14 protein-coding genes are annotated in these 15,656 nt (G+C 71.4%); 9 read left to right on the forward strand and 5 right to left on the reverse strand.

Annotated elements, in window-relative coordinates; genetic code table 11:
• Positions 1-863: hypothetical protein (locus tag ACIY1X_RS17325; protein WP_399682793.1), on the reverse strand; the 863-nt coding region annotated here is incomplete at its 3' end.
• Between the two features lie 149 nt (positions 864-1,012).
• On the opposite strand from ACIY1X_RS17325, the gene ACIY1X_RS17330 reads away from it, so the two are divergent.
• From ACIY1X_RS17330 to ACIY1X_RS17345, 4 genes are all read left to right on the forward strand, one after another.
• Positions 1,013-1,909, forward strand: a complete 897-nt coding sequence (locus ACIY1X_RS17330; RefSeq protein WP_399682795.1) for a LysR family transcriptional regulator — start codon at positions 1,013-1,015, stop codon at positions 1,907-1,909.
• 147 nt (positions 1,910-2,056) lie between these two features.
• Positions 2,057-3,046, forward strand: a complete 990-nt coding sequence (locus tag ACIY1X_RS17335) for a Bug family tripartite tricarboxylate transporter substrate binding protein (RefSeq protein ID WP_399682798.1) — start codon at positions 2,057-2,059, stop codon at positions 3,044-3,046.
• A 49-nt stretch (positions 3,047-3,095) separates the two neighbouring features.
• On the forward strand, positions 3,096-4,160 hold the full coding sequence (locus ACIY1X_RS17340) for an acyltransferase family protein (RefSeq protein ID WP_399682800.1): 1,065 nt from the start codon (positions 3,096-3,098) through the stop codon (positions 4,158-4,160).
• Between the two features lie 33 nt (positions 4,161-4,193).
• Positions 4,194-4,643: an acyl-CoA thioesterase gene (locus tag ACIY1X_RS17345; protein WP_399682801.1), complete on the forward strand. Its 450-nt coding sequence runs from the start codon at positions 4,194-4,196 to the stop codon at positions 4,641-4,643.
• Between the two features lie 6 nt (positions 4,644-4,649).
• Here the strand turns inward: ACIY1X_RS17345 and ACIY1X_RS17350 are convergent, their stop codons facing one another.
• From ACIY1X_RS17350 to ACIY1X_RS17365, 4 genes are all read right to left on the reverse strand, one after another.
• Positions 4,650-5,990, reverse strand: coding sequence for an MFS transporter (locus ACIY1X_RS17350; protein ID WP_399682804.1), 1,341 nt, complete (start codon positions 5,988-5,990; stop codon positions 4,650-4,652).
• A gap of 45 nt (positions 5,991-6,035) precedes the next feature.
• Complete coding sequence (locus ACIY1X_RS17355) at positions 6,036-7,592, reverse strand: wax ester/triacylglycerol synthase family O-acyltransferase (RefSeq protein ID WP_399682805.1); 1,557 nt, start codon at positions 7,590-7,592, stop codon at positions 6,036-6,038.
• A 91-nt stretch (positions 7,593-7,683) separates the two neighbouring features.
• A complete protein-coding gene (locus ACIY1X_RS17360; RefSeq protein WP_399682808.1) occupies positions 7,684-9,384 on the reverse strand; it encodes a long-chain fatty acid--CoA ligase in 1,701 nt (566 codons plus the stop codon).
• A gap of 329 nt (positions 9,385-9,713) precedes the next feature.
• The gene (locus ACIY1X_RS17365) at positions 9,714-10,745 is read right to left on the reverse strand and encodes an AraC family transcriptional regulator (protein WP_211260187.1); all 1,032 of its coding nucleotides are present in this window, start codon (positions 10,743-10,745) and stop codon (positions 9,714-9,716) included.
• A 167-nt stretch (positions 10,746-10,912) separates the two neighbouring features.
• Here ACIY1X_RS17365 and ACIY1X_RS17370 point away from each other — a divergent pair, with 167 nt between their 5' ends.
• The 5 genes from ACIY1X_RS17370 to ACIY1X_RS17390 all read left to right on the forward strand — a co-directional run.
• On the forward strand, positions 10,913-11,875 hold the full coding sequence (locus tag ACIY1X_RS17370) for an alpha/beta fold hydrolase (protein WP_399682810.1): 963 nt from the start codon (positions 10,913-10,915) through the stop codon (positions 11,873-11,875).
• Positions 11,876-11,986: 111 nt separating this feature from the next.
• A complete protein-coding gene (locus ACIY1X_RS17375; protein WP_399682812.1) occupies positions 11,987-12,424 on the forward strand; it encodes a hypothetical protein in 438 nt (145 codons plus the stop codon).
• A gap of 3 nt (positions 12,425-12,427) precedes the next feature.
• A complete protein-coding gene (locus tag ACIY1X_RS17380) occupies positions 12,428-13,519 on the forward strand; it encodes a PHA/PHB synthase family protein (RefSeq protein ID WP_399682814.1) in 1,092 nt (363 codons plus the stop codon).
• Entirely contained in the window at positions 13,516-14,112 is a 597-nt protein-coding gene (locus ACIY1X_RS17385; protein ID WP_399682816.1) for a GNAT family N-acetyltransferase, read from the forward strand. The genes ACIY1X_RS17380 and ACIY1X_RS17385 overlap by 4 nt, the downstream gene beginning before the upstream one ends.
• A 201-nt stretch (positions 14,113-14,313) precedes the next feature.
• On the forward strand, positions 14,314-15,656 hold a 1,343-nt coding region (locus ACIY1X_RS17390), incomplete at its 3' end, for a dicarboxylate/amino acid:cation symporter (RefSeq protein ID WP_399682819.1).

Here is a 15,656-nt window from a genome sequence, read left to right on the forward strand (position 1 = left end):
ACGCCGTAGACGCCGACGTCCTCGCGGATCTGGTTCACGCCGCGCCGGATGATGTCCATCTCCTCGTCCGGGTGGGTGGCGCCCAGCCCGTACTCGGCCGCCAGCGCGCGGTTGCGGCCGGAGCGCGCGCGCTCGTCGGCGGGCAGGTTCACCACCGCGTAGACGCCGTTGAGCAGGCTGCCGCGCAGCTTCTTCGCCACCTTGGCGCCGATGGTCTGCTTCTCCGCGGCCGGCAGCTCGTCGAAGAAGCGGCGCATGATGATGCGGCCGAACTGGATGTGGCGTGCCTCGTCGCGCAGGATCAGCCGGCAGGCCTCGCGGATCGACTCGAAGCGGGCGTTCTCGTAGCGCGCCTGCAGCAGCTCGCCCGAGAGCTGCTCGAACAGCGTGTTGACCGACAGGCCGGCGAAGAAGCTCATCGCTTTCTCGTCGGACTCGTCATGGAACTTCGGGATGATGTCCTTGAAGTAGTCGGCCCGCGGCGTCGGCTCGTAGCCGCCCAGCGCCTGCGCGATGCGGAAGCTCGCCTCGTGGTGGCGGAACTCCTCGGCGATGAAGTTGGTGATGTGCTGCTTCACCTCGAAGGGCTGGTGGTCGAAGATCGCCTCGCGCAGGCGCTCGGCGCCGTAGGGCGTGGCGCCGTGCTCCATCCAGGCGCGCAGGCTCCACCACTCGGCGCCGGCGCGGCGCACCTCGGGCGGCAGGTCCGCCGCCTGCAGGTCGGCGTGGTCGATCGCCATCGGGTCCCAGGCCAGTTCGCGCGCCTGGGTGCACAGGCGCCAGACCTCGGGGTATTCGACCGAGGCGACCACCGGGTAGGGGTTGGGGACGGTGACGATCTCTTCGAGCAGGGAAGCTTGCATGCTGGCGGTCCTTCGGCTGGCCGTGGGTGCAGTGGGGAATGCCGGCCATGCTAGGCATTCGCCCTTGATACATCCAATACTATCGACCGGACCGCGTGATTCGCCGGGTGTATCTCGCCACCCGGCCGCGCCGGGAAGGAGAAGCCACGATGTTCGAATTCCGCCAGTTGCGCCAGTACGTGGTGGTGGCCGAGGAGCTGAACTTCCGCCGCGCCGCCCAGCGGCTGCACATGTCGCAGCCGCCGCTGTCGGTGGCGATGCAGAACCTGGAAGGCACGCTGGGCACGCGCCTGCTGGACCGCAGCAGGCACCACGTGCGCCTCACGCCCGCCGGCGTGGCCTTCCACAAGGACGCGGTGCGGCTGCTGCAGCTGGCGGCGATGGCCGCGGACCGCGCGCGGCGCACCGGCCTGGGCCAGGAGGGCACGCTGCGCCTGTCCTTCGTGCCCAGCGCGGCGCTGGACCTGCTGCCCGGCGTGTTCAAGCGCTTCCGCCACGACTACCCGACGGTGCACCTGCAGCTCACCGCCGAGACCACGACGCGCCAGCTGGAGGGCCTGCGCAGCGGCGAGATCGACCTGGCGCTGGTGGTCGGCCCGGTCTTCGACGCCGGCGGCCTGCAGCTGGTGCGGCTGAAGGCGCAGCCCTTCGCGCTGGCGGTGCCGGCCAGCCACCCGCTGGCCGGCCGCGAGCGGGTGCGGCTGCGCGAGCTGGCGGCCGAGTCCTTCGTCGGCTTCCCGAGCGCGGAAGGCGCGGGCTTCGCCGCCGCCGTGCTGTCGGTCTGCCAGGAGGCCGGCTTCCTGCCGCGCGTGGTGCAGGAGGCCTCGCAGATGCAGGCCATCCTCACGCTGGTGGCCGGTGGGCTGGGCGTGGCCCTGGTGCCGGCCTCGATGGCCCGGCTGCACATGGAGGACGTGGTACTGCTCGAGATCGCCGACCGGCGGCCGCCGCGCACCTACGAGCTCGTGCTCGCCTACGCGCCGGGCAACGACAACCCCGTGATCCAGGCCTTCGTCTCGATCGCGCTGCGCACGGCCCGCCGCTAGGGCAAACCGGATCGGTGATTCGACGGACGAATCACGCGGGCCCTCACTCGGTATTGGACAAGCCGCCGGCCGGCTTCACATCATGCGCGGCAGAGGCCGCCGAGCCTCGGATGTCCGTCCCCCCGTTTTCGCGGAGTCCCCACGACGATGAAGTTCCTGCCTCTTCCGATCCGCCGCCTCGCGCTGCCCGTGGCCGCCCTCGCACTCGCCTCGGCCGGCCTCGCCGTCCAGGCGCAGACCTATCCCGCCCGGCCGGTGACGCTGGTGGTGCCCTACCCGCCCGGCGGCACCGCCGACATCCTGGCGCGCAGCGTCGGCCAGAAGCTGGGCGAGCGGCTCGGGCAAACCGTGGTGGTCGAGAACAAGGCCGGCGCCGGCACGGCCATCGGCACGCGCTTCGTGGCCGAGGCGGCGCCGGACGGCTACACGCTGCTGCTGGGCACGGTCAGCTCGCACGCCATCAACCCGGCGATGAGCAAGGTGGGCTACGACCCGGTGAAGGACTTCGTGACGATCGCGCCGCTGGCCTCCATCCCCTTCGTGCTGGTGGCCAACCCGCAGTCGCCGTACAGGACGCTGGCCGACCTGCTCCAGGCGGCCCGGACGCAGCCCGGCTCCGTCAGCTACGCCTCGGCCGGCCCCGGCACGTCGAACCACCTGGCCGGCGAGATGCTCGCGTCGGACGCCGGCGTCAAGCTGCTGCACGTGCCCTATCGCGGCAGCGCGCCGGCGCTGGCCGACGTGCTGGCCGGCCACGTGCCGGTGATGTTCGACCTGCAGAGCACCGCGATGCCCAACATCGCCCAGGGCAAGCTGCGCGCGCTGGCCGTCACCTCGCGCCAGCGCAACGCCCTCCTGCCGGAGGTGCCGACGGTGGCCGAGGGCGGGCTGCCGGGCTTCGAGGTGAGCGCATGGTTCGCCCTCTTCGCGCCCGCCCGCATCCCCCGCGAGGCGGCGCAGCGGCTGTCCTCGGAGATGGCGGCGATCATGAAGTCGCCGGAGATGGCGGCCCGGCTGAAGGACATGGGCGCAGAGCCGGACACCCGCCCGCCCGCCCAGTTCGCCGACTACGTGCGCAGCGAGGCCGACCGCTACGCCCGCGTGCTGAAGGCGGCGGGCCTGTCGCCGTCTCCCTGAGCGCCGCGCGGCGGCGTCAATAATCCGGGGCGCCCTCCGCCCCGACCCGATGCCGCCCGCCCTGCCCGCCCACCGCCTCAACAACTTCGACGCCGTACGCATGGTGGCGGCGCTCACCGTGCTGGTGTCGCACCAGTTCTCGCTCACCGGCCACGGCGAGGCCGGCCTGTTCGAGGTGCACTCCTGGGGCGGCGTGGCCGTGCTGGTGTTCTTCTCGATCAGCGGCTTCCTGGTGGCGCAGAGCTGGGACAACGACCCGCGCCTGCACGCCTTCATGGCGCGCCGGCTGCTGCGGGTGTGGCCCGCGCTGGCGGTGGCGGTGGTGCTCACGGCCTGCGTGCTGGGGCCGCTGATCGGCTCGATGCCCTGGCGCGACTACGTGCACGATCCGCTGTTCCGGCGCTACTTCAAGATCCTGCGCTTTTCCAACCAGCTCTTCCTGCCCACCGGCTTCGAGGGCAACGTGCTGGGCCGGGTGATCAACGGCTCGCTGTGGACCATCCCGATCGAGATGAAGTGCTACGTGGCGCTGGCGGTGGTCGGCGCCCTGGGCCTGCTGCGCCCGCGCTGGCGCCCGCTGCTGGCCGTGCTGCTGGTGGCGGTGGCCGTCGGCTACCTGTGGCCGGCGCCGTGGCGCTACGGCTGGATCGTGCGGCGCGACATGCCGCTCGAATTCATGCTGTGCTTCGCCTTCGGCATGCTGTGCCACTACCACCGCCCGCGCACCACCGGGCCGGGCGCCTGGCCGCTGCTGGCCGCGGCATGGGCCGCCGGCGCGGTGGCCTATGCCGCGCACCAGCAGGTGCTGGCGCTGGTGCTGTGGGTGCCGCTCACCGCGGTGTGGGTGGGCACCTCCTCCTGGCCGGTGGTGCGGCGCCTGGGGCGCTTCGGCGACGTTTCCTACGGGCTGTACATCTACGCCTTCCCCACCCAGCAGTTGATGATCTGGCTCTACAAGGACCGGCTGCCCTGGGGCGCGGTGCTGCTGCTGGCCATCGCCGGCACGATGGCGCTGGCCTTCGCCTCGTGGCACGGTGTGGAAAAGCACGCGCTGCGCTGGAAGCCGCGCACGCCCCGACGGGCGGCCGCCGAAAAGGCGCCGGCGCTCGCATAATCGCCGCCTCTCCACGGCCTGCCGAGGTTGCCCATGTCGTCGATCACCCTGCGTTTTCTCGCCGCACCGAGCACCGTCAACTTCGGCGGCAAGGTCCACGGCGGCACCGTCATGAAGTGGATCGACGAGGCCGGCTACGCCTGCGCCACGACCTGGTCGCACAACTACTGCGTGACGGTGTTCATCGGCAGCATCCGCTTCCACCGGCCGATCATGATCGGCGACCTGGTGGAGGTGGAGGCCCGGCTGGCCTACACCGGCAGCACCAGCATGAACATCGCGGTGGAGGTGCGCAGCGGCGACATGAAGGGCGGCCAGATGACCAAGACGACCGAGTGCCTGATCGTCTTCGTCGCCGTCGACTCGCACGGCCGCCCGCTGCCGGTGGACGCCTTCACGCCCAGCACCCCGGGCGAGATGGCGCTGGCCGAGCGCGCGCGCGTCCACCTGGAGGCGGCCCGGCAGGCCGCCTCGGTGGGCTGATCCGCCTCAGGCCGGCACGAGGCGCACGGCCGGCGCCGCCGCCGGCCGGATGGCCCGCATCAGGATGACGCCGGCCAGCAGCCAGAGGCCCATCGTCAAATACATGCTGGCGGCCGGGCTGCCGGTGCTGGTGTTGATCCAGGCGGTGAGCGGCGGCATCACCGACGGGTCCAGGTTGCCCAGGCTGCTGATCAGGGCGATGCCGCCGGCCGCCGAGGCGCGGGGCAGGTACTCGCTGACCGCGGCGAAGAAGATCGGCGTGTTGGCCGACTGGCCGATCGCCATGACGGCCAGCCCGGCCAGGCCGAGCACCATGTTGCCCTGCGCGAGCGCGGCCACCAGCAGCCCCGCCGCGGCCAGCGCCACGCAGAAGAAGAAGTGCCGCCGGCGCTCCAGGCGCTGGTCGGAGCTGCGCCCCACGAACACCATGCCGATGGCGCCCACCACGGCCGGGATGGCGGCCAGCAGGCCGATCACGAACACGTCGGCGACGCCCCAGCTCCTGATCAGCGTCGGCATGAAGAACACCAGCGTGTAGTTGGCGCCCAGGAACAGGAAGTACACCAGCGCCATGGTGAAGACCTTCGGGTCGCGCAGCAGCGCCCAGAAGGAGCCGTGCGAGGCGACCTCGACGGTGTGCGCGTCGTTCTCCAGGTGCTCGCGCAGCAGCAGCTTCTCGGTCGGCGCGAGCCAGCCCGCGTCCTCCGGCCGGTCCTTCAGCCAGAAGAAGGCGGCGATGCCCAGCACGGACGCGGGCAGGCCCTGCACCACGAACAGCCACTGCCAGCCGTGGTGGCCGCCCAGGCCGTCCATGTACTTCATGATCGCGCCCGAGAGCGGGCCGGCGATCAGGTAGCCGATCGCGGTGGCCGTCATGAAGATGGAGATGACCTTGCCGCGCCGCGCCGAGGGGTACCAGTAGGTCAGGTACAGGATGACGCCGGGGAAGAAGCCCGCCTCGAAGGCGCCCAGCAGGAAGCGCAGCACGTAGAACTGCGTCGGCGTCTGCACGAACATCATGGCCGAGGCCACGATGCCCCAGCAGAACATGATGCGCAGCAGCGTCTTGCGCGCGCCGATCTTCTCGAGCATGAGGTTGCTCGGCACCTCGAACAGGAAGTAGCCGATGAAGAAGATGCCCGCGCCCAGCGCATAGGCCTCGTCGCTGAAGCTCAGCGTCTGCTTCATCTGGAGCTGGGCGAAGCCGATGTTGATGCGGTCGATGAAGGCGACGATGTAGCAGATGACCAGCAATGGCAGCAGGTGCCAGCTCACCTTGGAGAACAGCGCCTCGTCCTGCGCGTCGTAGCTTGCGTGCGCGCCGCTGCGCGCCTGGGCCGGGTTCATGGTGTCGTCTCCTGTCTTTGCCGTGGAAGAGATGCGGGAAGGGGATCAGGCGGACGGGCGGCCGCCGCGCCGGGCGGCCGTGGCCGGCTTGCGCCGCGGCGCCGCGGCGGCCTTGCCGACGGGGGCGGCGCGCGGCGTGCGCGGTTTCCTCGCGGCGGACGGCTCGGCGGGCGCGGCCGCGCCGTCGACGCCGGGCAGTTGCCGGATCTGCTCCAGCGCGTCGCGCAGGTGGCCGATCAATTCGTACGACTCCTCCTGCGACAGGATGCGGCGGCAGGCGGTGAGGCCGAAGTCCAGCGAGCCGGCATAGCTCTGCACCGTGATGTTCAGCGCCGTGCCGTGGTAGGGGATCGACACCGGGTAGAAGTGCATCATCCGCGCGCCCGCCACGTACAGCGGCACGGCCGGCCCGGGCACGTTGGAGATCAGCACGTTGGCCACCGGCGGCAGCCGGCGCGCCAGGTTGGAGCGGCCGTACAGCGAGGCCAGGCTGGTCATCAGCCACGGCGATCCGGTGACCGGCACGTCCACCCCGAGCACCGGCCGCAGCTCGCGCACCACGGCCTTGGCCGCCTCGGAGGAGGCGTGGATCGCCTTGAAGCGCTCGCCCGCGTCGGCGATGTCGGTCGCCAGGTCCACCCGCACCATCGAGACCTGGTTGTTCATCGCGTCGTCCCCCTCGGTGCGCAGGCTCACCGGCACGCCGGCGATCAGCGCCTCCTTGGGCAGCAGGCCGCGCTCCTTCATGAAGCGCCGCAGCGCCTCGCTGCACATCGCCATCACGATGGTGTTGACGGTGCCGCCGACCCGCTTGCCCAGCGCCTTCAGCTCGTCGAAGGGCAGCGACAGCGTGCTGTACGAACGCTGGTTGGTGATGGAGTCGTTGAACATGGCCTTGGGCGCCAGGCCCAGGGTCAGCGGGCGCTCGCCGCGGCCCGTCTGCTGGCTGGCCAGCACGCTGCCGGCGGCGGTGAGCGCGCGCGCGGCGGTGGGCAGCAGCTCGGCCAGCTTGCGGTACTGCAGCGCCGTGTTGGAGACCGCCGCGCGCAGCAACTCGGCCACGCCGAGCTGGTAGCCGCCGCTGCCGCCGGCGCGCCGCCGCGGCGGCGGCACCTCGCGGATCTTCGGCGAGATGTCGTACATGACCTTGGCCAGCTCGGTGCCCGCCTTGCCGTCCACGCCGCTGTGGTGCGCCTTGGTGTAGAAGGCCACCCGCCCGTCCTCCAGGCCCTCGATGACGTACATCTCCCACAGCGGGCGGCTGCGGTCGAGCAGGCTGGAGTGCAGCCGCGCGACGAGGTGGTGCAGCTGCTCCATGGAGCCCGGCCGGCGCAGCGTCAGGCTGCGCACGTGGTAGTCCAGGTCGATGTCGTCGTCGTCGATCCACACCGGCTCGGCCAGCTCGAAGGGCATCGGCGCCAGCTTGCGCGCCAGCACCGAGGCCAGGTGCAGGCGCGCGCCGACCATCGCCTTCACGTCCTCGTAGTAGTCGCCGTCGTAGCCGGGCGGCAGCTCCAGCAGCATCAGGCTGCCGACGTGCATCGGCGTCTCGGGGGTTTCGAAGTGCAGGAAGGAGGCGTCGAGGCCGCTGAGGTGGTGCATGGCGAATGCCCTGGTTGGAAAAGAGACGGCCCCGGCGCGCCGCCGGGGAACGGGGGAAGGGAAGAAGGGGGCGAGGCGCGGCCGCGCCGCTTCAGGCGGCCTCGCGCCGGCGCGCCTCTTCCTCGACCAGGTCCTTCTTCGACAGCTTGCCCACCGGCGTCTTCGGCAGGGCGTCGCGGATCTCCAGGCCGTGCACCATCTCGTGCTTGCCCAGCCGGTCCTTCAGGAAGGCCTGCAACTGCTCCAGCGTGAAGGGCGCGGCGCCCGGCTTGAGCGTGACGAAGGCCTTGGGCGACTGGCCGCGGTAGGCGTCGGGCACGCCGATCACCGCCACCTCGTGCACGGCAGGGTGCTGGTAGATCGCCTCCTCCAGCACGCGCGGGTAGACGTTGTAGCCGCTGCACAGCAGCATGTCCTTGCAGCGGTCGACGATGAAGACGAAGCCGTCCTCGTCCATGTAGGCGACGTCGCCGGTGCGGAACAGGCCGTCGAAGGTGGTGCTCTCGGCCGTGGCCTCGGGCTTGTTCCAGTAGCCCTTCATCACGTTCGGGCCCTGGATGCACATCTCGCCTTTCTCGCCCAGCGGCACGTAGCGGGTCGGGTCCTCCAGGTCGAGCATCCGGATGGTCACGCCCGGGTGCGGGATGCCGCAGGAGCCGGCCTTGCGCTTGCCGTGCGCCGGCGAGAAGGTGCCGGTGGGCGAGGTCTCCGTCATGCCCCAGCCTTCGGCCAGCCAGGTGCCGGTCACGGCCTTGAAGCGCTCGCCCACCTCCACCGGCAGCGGCGCGCCGCCGGAGTTGCACAGCTTGAGCGAGTGCAGGTCGTGCTTCGGCGTGTCGGGGTCGCCGATGACGGCGGTGAACATGGTGGGCACGCCGCAGAAGGTGGTGAGCTTCTTCTCGGCGATGTCGCGCAGCGCGGCCTTGGGGTCGAAGCGCACGTGCTGCACGATCTCGGCGGCCAGGCGCACGCCCAGCAGCAGGTTCACCGTGAGCGCGTAGATGTGGAAGGGCGGCAGCACGGCCAGCAGCTTCTCCTGCCCCATCGCCAGCACCGGCGGCGTGCCGAACTGCGTGATCACCACCTGCTCGACGGCCGAGGACAGGTTGGCGTGCGTGAGCATCGCGCCCTTGGGCAGCCCGGTGGTGCCGCCGGTGTACTGCAGGACGGCCAGCGCCTCACGCGGGTCGCCCACCGGGTGGGGCGTGTACCGGCCGTCGTTGTCGATCAGCTCGGCGAAGCGCAGGTGGCGGTCGTCGGCCGGCAGCTCGACGGTCTCGTTCTTCGCCTTCATCTGCGCGGCCACCGCCTCGGGCGCGCCGGTCATCTCGGCCACGCTGCCGACGATGAGCTTCTTCAGCCGCGTCCTGCCGAGCATGGCGGCCATCTGCGGGTACAGGGCGGCCAGGTCCAGGGTGAGGAGGAAGTCGGTGCGGCTGTCCTCGATCTTGTGCTGCAGCACCTTGGCGGCGTCGAGCGGCGAATAGTTGACCACCGTGCCGCCGGCCTGCAGCACGCCGAAGACGGCGATCAGGTAGTGCGGCGTGTTGGGCAGGAACAGGCCCACGTGCACGCCGGGGCCGACGCCCAGCTTCTGCAGGCCCGCGGCGGCGCGGTCCGCCAGCGCGCCCAGCTCGCGGTAGCTCAGCCGCCGGCCCATGAAGTCGATGGCCGGCCGGTCGGGGAAGCCGGCGACGGCGTCGGCCAGGATCTGCTGCACGGGCGTGGGCCGGATGTCGGCGTCCCAGCGCACGCCGTCGGGGTAGGAAGCCAGCCAGGGCTTGTCGTTCATCGTTCGTCTCCAGGAAGTGATGCTTGGCCGGGCCGGCGCGCGAAGGGCCGCCCGCGCGCAGGGCGCGATGTGCGTGACAGCGTGGTTTTCTCGGGCCCGGGCCGGCGCGCCCGGGCGTCCCGGTGCCTGGGGCCCGGTGCCTTCATGTCGTCTCCTTCGCGCCGTGGCGGGACGGGCCCGGCCGGCGCTTGTGTGCGTCGTCGCCGTGCCCTGCATCCGTGGCACGCGGCGTCGGCGTGCGGCCATCTTTCCGCGCGCGCCGCGACATGAAAAGGTGCGATCGGCCCGCTTCCCGGTGATTTCAGGCCGGGCGGCGCGGGCCGCGCGCGTCAGCGCTGGCGGTAGGCCTGCGGGGTCTTGCCCGTCCAGCGCGCGAAGGCATGCCGGAAGTTCGCCGCGTCGCTGTAGCCCAGCCGGCTGGCGATCTCCTCGGTGGTCATGCGCGTCTTGCGCAGGTACTCGATGGCCAGCGCGCGCCGCACGTCCGCCAGGATCTGGCGGTACGAGGTGCCCTGCATCTCCAGCCGGCGGCGCAGGGTGCGCGGCTCCATGTCGATCTCGCGGGCCATCGACTCGATGCTGGGGAAGCGCCAGGGCATCTGCTGCGTCAGCGCCTGCCGTACCCTGGCCGCGGTGCCGCCCGCGTGCGCCAGCTCGGACAGGAACTGCTGGCACATCTCGCGCGTCATCGCGTGGGTGATCGGGTCGTGCGTGCTGGGCGGGCGCGTGCTCCACGCGGCGTCGAACTGCAACTCGTTGCACGGCTGGCCGAAGTGCACGGGGCAGCCGAAGAAGGCGCGGCACGCCTGCGCATGGGCCGGCTCCGGGTAGGCCACGCGCACCGCCGAGAAGCCGAAGCCGTCGCCGTAGATGTCGCGGCTGAGCGTCTGGTGCGCGGCGTAGGTGAACTCGATGGCGAAGCGGTGGAGCTCGTCGCGCGGATCGGGCGTGAGCACCGCCTCGAAGGCGCAGACCGAGGGATCGGCGGCGTGGTCGTAGCGCATGTCGGCCATGGGGCCGATGACGCGGCGGTACTTGACCGCGAACTCCAGCATCTCGGCGCAGGTGCGGCTGCTCAGCAGCGCATAGCCCCAGATGCCGTAGGCGGTGATGTGCATGCGCGCGCCGGCGCGCAGCGCCACCGCGGGGTCCCGCGAGAGCCGCAGCGCGTTGCGGAACACGGTGACGACCTGGGCGTAGGAGATGCGCGTCGCCGGCGTGTGCAGCTCGGCCTCGCCGACGCCGCTGCCGCGCAGCACCTCGGCCGCGGCGACGCCGTCCTCCGCCAGCGTGGCGACGACGGCGGCGATCCGCTGGGGCGTATAGACGCGCGGCTCGAAGTCGGGTGGCGAGCGGTGCACGGTTCTTTCTCCCTCGGGACGTCGACACCGCGACGTCTGCCGCACATGGGGCCGCGAGGATAACGAACGGCCGGCCCGCGCAGATACGGGGAGATTCCCCACGTGCGCAGGTCTGGCCCAAACTCACCGCCGCGTGGTCTGATCGAACCTTTCGGCCGCGGCGCCTCGTGTGCGACAAGACGGCCGGAACAAGACAGGCCATCACCCTCACCACCATGCACCGCGATCCACCCCCGACCCTCTTCGCCGCCTGCAACGGCATGACGCTGGCCTACGACAGCTTCGGCGACCCGGCGGCGCCGCCGCTGGTGCTCATCATGGGCCTGGGCACCCAGATGATCGCGTGGGACGAGGCCTTCTGCGGGCAACTGGCCGCGCGCGGCTTTCGCGTGATCCGCTTCGACAACCGCGACATCGGCCAGTCGACCCACCTCGCCGCGGCCGGCCTGCCCGACATCGGCAGGCTGCTCGGGCAGGCGCTGGCGGGCCTGCCCATCGACGCCGCCAGCGTGCCCTACACGCTGGCCGACATGGCGCAGGACACGGTGGCCCTGCTCGACGCGCTGGGCATCGACGGCGCGCACGTGGTGGGCGCCTCCATGGGCGGCGCCATCGCGCAGGAGATCGCGCTGCGGCACCCGCAGCGGGTGCGCACGCTGGTGTCGATCATGGCCACCAGCGGCGCGCCCGACCTGCCGCCGCCGCGGCCGGAGGCGCTGCAGGTGCTGATGACGCCCACCCCCACCGACCGCGCCGGCTACGTCGCGCGCCACCAGCAGGTGATGAAGGTGCTGCGCGCCGGCAGCGACACGCACGAGGAGGCGCTGGACGCGCCGCGCGCCGAGCGCGCCTACGCGCGCGGGCTCAACCCGGCCGGCTACGCGCGCCAGCTCGCGGCCATCCTCGCCTCGGGCAGCCGGCGCGAGCGCCTGGCCTCGGTGCGCGCGCCCACGCTGGTGATCCACGGCGACGCCGATCCGCTGGTGCCGATCGAATGCGGCCGCGACGTGGCGCGCAGCGTGCCGGGCGCGCGCATGGTGACGATCCCGCACATGGGCCACGCCCTGCCGCAGTCCACCTGGGCGCCGATCGTGGACGCGATCGCCGGGCATGCGGTGCAGGCCGGCTGAAGACCCTGCCCACGCCGCCCGGATGAGCCGCTACATTGCAGGGGCGGCCACGCGCCGCGGCGGCCGGGCAGCTTCGCCGGCCGGCGGCAGAAGAAGACAAGGAGACCCGAGATGGCGTCCTCGCTGTTCCCCGACCCGCTGCAGATGTGGCGCGATGCGCTGGCCCGGCTGGAGAACGATGCCAACGCGCTGGCCGCCGGCGGCATGAAGTCGCCCGAGCTGATGCGCTCGCTGCAGCACGCCACCACCGTCGGCACCGGCATGCAGCAGGTGTTCGAGAAGATGGTCGAGGCCTACCTGCGGCGCGCCCAGCTGCCCAGCCGCAAGGACCTGGCGGAGGTGATGGCCGCGCTGCAGCGCGTCGAGGAGAAGCTCGACCGCCTGCTGCCTGCGCAGGAGAGCGTGCCCCGGCCGGCCCGCACGCGCAGGCCGCAGACCGCGGCGGCCGCGCCCGCCGCCGCGCCCGAACCCGCGCCGCAGCCCGCGCGCCGCGCCGCCAGGGCCCCGGCCGGGAAGACCACCGCGGCGCGCCGCACCTCGAAGCGCTGAGCCATGGCCACCCAAACCGCCCCCGCGCGCCAGGACGACCCCGCCCTGGCCGAGCGCCTGCGGCTGGAGGTCGAGCGCGCGGTGCAGCGCAGCCTCAAGGGCATCGAGCTGCTCGGCGCGCCGCCGCCCACCGTCGGGCGCACGCCCAAGACCTCGCTGCACCGCCGCGGCACGCTGGAGCTGGTGCACTACCACGCGGTGACGGACGAGGTCTACCGCATCCCGCTGCTGATCGTGATGGCGCCCACCAACAAGGGCTACATCCTCGACCTGGCGCCGGGCCAGAGCCTGATCGAGTTCCTGCTGCAGCGCGGCTACGACGTCTACATGATCGACTGGCACGCGCCCTCGCCGCGCGAGCGCGACCTGAAGATCGACGACTACGCGCTGGACTTCATCCCCGACTGCATCCGCCGGGTACAGCAGGACTCGGGCGAGGAGGACATCAACCTGATCGGCTACTGCGCGGGCGGCATGCTGTCGGTGATCTACCAGTCGCTGCACGCCGACGGGCCGGTGAGGAACCTGGCCTGCTTCACCACGCCCGTCGACTTCTCGCAGATGGCGCTGTTCCGCGCCATGGCGGACGAGAAGAGCTTCGACGTGGACCGCTTCGTCGAGAAGAACGGCATCGTGCCCGCCGACTTCGTCGCCGGCGGCTTCGAGGCGCTGCGGCCGGCCAGCCGCGTCGCCGGGCAGATCCGGCTGTGGGACAACCTCTGGAACGACCAGTTCGTCAAGGGCTTCCGGATGATGGAGCGCTGGGGCAACGAGACGCTGCCGCTGCCCGGCGGCTACTTCCGCCAGACCACCCAGGAGCTGCTGCGCCGCAACGCGCTGTACGAAGGCACGCTGCGCATCGGCGGGCGCCCGGTCGACCTGGGCGACATCACCGTGCCGCTGCTGCACGTGGTGGCGCAGTACGACCACATCGTGCCGCCGGCCTGCGCGGCGCCGCTGGTGCAGCGCGTCGGCTCGGCCGACAAGGAGGAGGTCGTCCTGCCGGGCGGCCACGTCAGCATTGCCGCCGGCCCCAACGCCGTCAAGCGCATGTGGCCCAAGCTCGACGCCTGGCTGGAGGGGCGCTCCCTATGACCGACACCGACATCCGCACCTACCCGCGCCGCATCGACTGCGGCGGCACGCCGATCGAGATCGACCGCATGACCAGCGGCGACCGCGAGGCGCTGGTCGCCTTCGTGGCCGGGCTGCCGGCCGACGACCTGCTCTTCGTGCCGCGCGACATCAGCCACCCCAAGGTGATCGATGCCTGGATGCGCGCGCTGGACAAGGGCCACCTGGCCAGCCTCGCCGCGCGCGACGGCGGCACCATGGTCGGCTGCACGGCCATCGCCATCGACCGGCTGAGCTGGTCGCGCCACGTGGGCGAGTTGCGCGTGCTGGTGTCGCCGGCCGGCCGCGGCAAGGGGCTGGGGCGCGCGCTGATCCAGGAGTGCTTCGCGCAGGCGCTGGAGCTGGGCCTGAAGAAGCTGGTGGCGCAGATGACCATCGCCCAGCGCGGCGCCATCGCCATCTTCGAGGACCTGGGCTTCCGGCCCGAGGCGCTGCTGCACCGCCACGTGGCCGACCGCGACGGCGCCATGCACGACCTGGTGGTGCTCAGCCACGACGTGGACGCGGTGGCCGCGCGCCACGAGGCCTTCGGCATGGGCCGCGCCACGGGCTGACCCAGGGTTTTCCCGGGCATCCGCGTCCGGCGGGTTCGACGCGGGGCCGGGCGGGATTCCGGCACCGCCGGCGGCGGCCCCGGGCGGCCGGCCGCATCCCCTTGCAAATCAAGCACTTGCGCGCGTCCGGCGGGCCGGCGGCGCTGGCATCGTCCTTGCCCAGGAGACAGCCCTTTCCTTCCAGAGACAAGCGGCTGCGCCATGGCACACGACGACATTTCCCCGCCCTCCTCCTCTTCCAAACCCTTCTACCGGTCGCTGTACTTCCAGGTGCTGACGGCCATCGTGCTGGGCGTGCTGCTCGGCCACTTCTACCCGTCGCTCGGCACCGACATGAAGCCGCTGGGCGACGCCTTCATCAAGCTCATCAAGATGATCATCGCGCCGATCATCTTCTGCACCGTGGTGGTCGGCATCGCGGGCATGGAGGACATGAAGAAGGTCGGCAAGACCGGCGGCTACGCGCTGCTGTACTTCGAGATCGGCAGCACGGTGGCGCTGGTCCTGGGCCTGGTCATCGTCAACCTGGTCAAGCCCGGCGCCGGCATGAACGTGGACCCGGCCACGCTCGACACCCAGGCCATCGCCGCCTACACCGCGCCCGGCAAGATGCAGGGCACGGTGGACTTCCTGCTGGCGATCATCCCCAGCACCATCGTCGACGCCTTCGCCAAGGGCGAGATGCTGCAGGTGCTGCTGGTGGCGGTGATGTTCGGCTTCGCGCTGCACCGCTTCGGCGGCCGCGGCACGCTGGTGTTCGACATGATCGAGAAGACCTCGCACGTGCTGTTCGTCATCGTCGGCTACATCATGAAGGTCGCGCCCATCGGCGCCTTCGGCGCGATGGCCTTCACCATCGGCAAGTACGGCGTGGGCTCGCTCAAGTCGCTGGCGCTGCTGATGGGCACCTTCTACGCCACCTGCCTGCTGTTCATCTTCGTGGTGCTGGGCATCGTCGCGCGCGTGCACGGCTTCTCGGTGTGGAAGCTCGTCAGGTACATCAAGGAGGAACTGCTGATCGTGCTGGGCACCAGCAGCTCCGAGGCCGCGCTGCCGCGCCTGATGGCCAAGCTGGAGAACCTGGGCGTGCGCAAGTCCACCGTCGGCCTGGTGGTGCCCACCGGCTACTCGTTCAACCTCGACGGCACCTCGATCTACCTGACGATGGCGGCCGTGTTCATCGCGCAGGCCACCAACACGCCGCTGGACATCACGCACCAGGTCACGCTGCTGCTGGTGCTGCTGCTCACCTCCAAGGGGGCGGCCGGCGTCACCGGCAGCGGCTTCATCGTGCTGGCGGCCACGCTCTCGGCGGTGGGCCACGTGCCGGTGGCGGGCCTCGCGCTCATCCTCGGCATCGACCGCTTCATGAGCGAGGCGCGCGCGCTGACCAACCTGATCGGCAACGCGGTGGCCACCGTGGTGGTGGGCCGCTGGACGGGCGACCTGGACACCAGCCGCATGAAGGAAGTCCTCTCGCACGAGACGGCCGCCGAGGCCGACGAGCCGGAGCGCGTGCTCGACGCGGTGGACCAGCGCTTCCC

This window comes from Xenophilus sp., assembly GCF_044462705.1.
Lineage (GTDB): Bacteria > Pseudomonadota > Gammaproteobacteria > Burkholderiales > Burkholderiaceae_C > Xenophilus > Xenophilus azovorans.

What these genes read in the sequence shown, in the direction of transcription:
- ACIY1X_RS17330 (WP_399682795.1), top strand. Translation starts at nt 1,013, where the DNA reads ATGTTCGAATTCCGCCAGTTGCGCCAGTACGTGGTGGTGGCCGAGGAG.
- ACIY1X_RS17335 (WP_399682798.1), top strand. Translation starts at nt 2,057, where the DNA reads ATGAAGTTCCTGCCTCTTCCGATCCGCCGCCTCGCGCTGCCCGTGGCC.
- ACIY1X_RS17340 (WP_399682800.1), top strand. Translation starts at nt 3,096, where the DNA reads ATGCCGCCCGCCCTGCCCGCCCACCGCCTCAACAACTTCGACGCCGTA.
- ACIY1X_RS17345 (WP_399682801.1), top strand. Translation starts at nt 4,194, where the DNA reads ATGTCGTCGATCACCCTGCGTTTTCTCGCCGCACCGAGCACCGTCAAC.
- ACIY1X_RS17350 (WP_399682804.1), bottom strand. Translation starts at nt 5,990, where the DNA reads ATGAACCCGGCCCAGGCGCGCAGCGGCGCGCACGCAAGCTACGACGCG.
- ACIY1X_RS17355 (WP_399682805.1), bottom strand. Translation starts at nt 7,592, where the DNA reads ATGCACCACCTCAGCGGCCTCGACGCCTCCTTCCTGCACTTCGAAACC.
- ACIY1X_RS17360 (WP_399682808.1), bottom strand. Translation starts at nt 9,384, where the DNA reads ATGAACGACAAGCCCTGGCTGGCTTCCTACCCCGACGGCGTGCGCTGG.
- ACIY1X_RS17375 (WP_399682812.1), top strand. Translation starts at nt 11,987, where the DNA reads ATGGCGTCCTCGCTGTTCCCCGACCCGCTGCAGATGTGGCGCGATGCG.
- ACIY1X_RS17380 (WP_399682814.1), top strand. Translation starts at nt 12,428, where the DNA reads ATGGCCACCCAAACCGCCCCCGCGCGCCAGGACGACCCCGCCCTGGCC.
- ACIY1X_RS17385 (WP_399682816.1), top strand. Translation starts at nt 13,516, where the DNA reads ATGACCGACACCGACATCCGCACCTACCCGCGCCGCATCGACTGCGGC.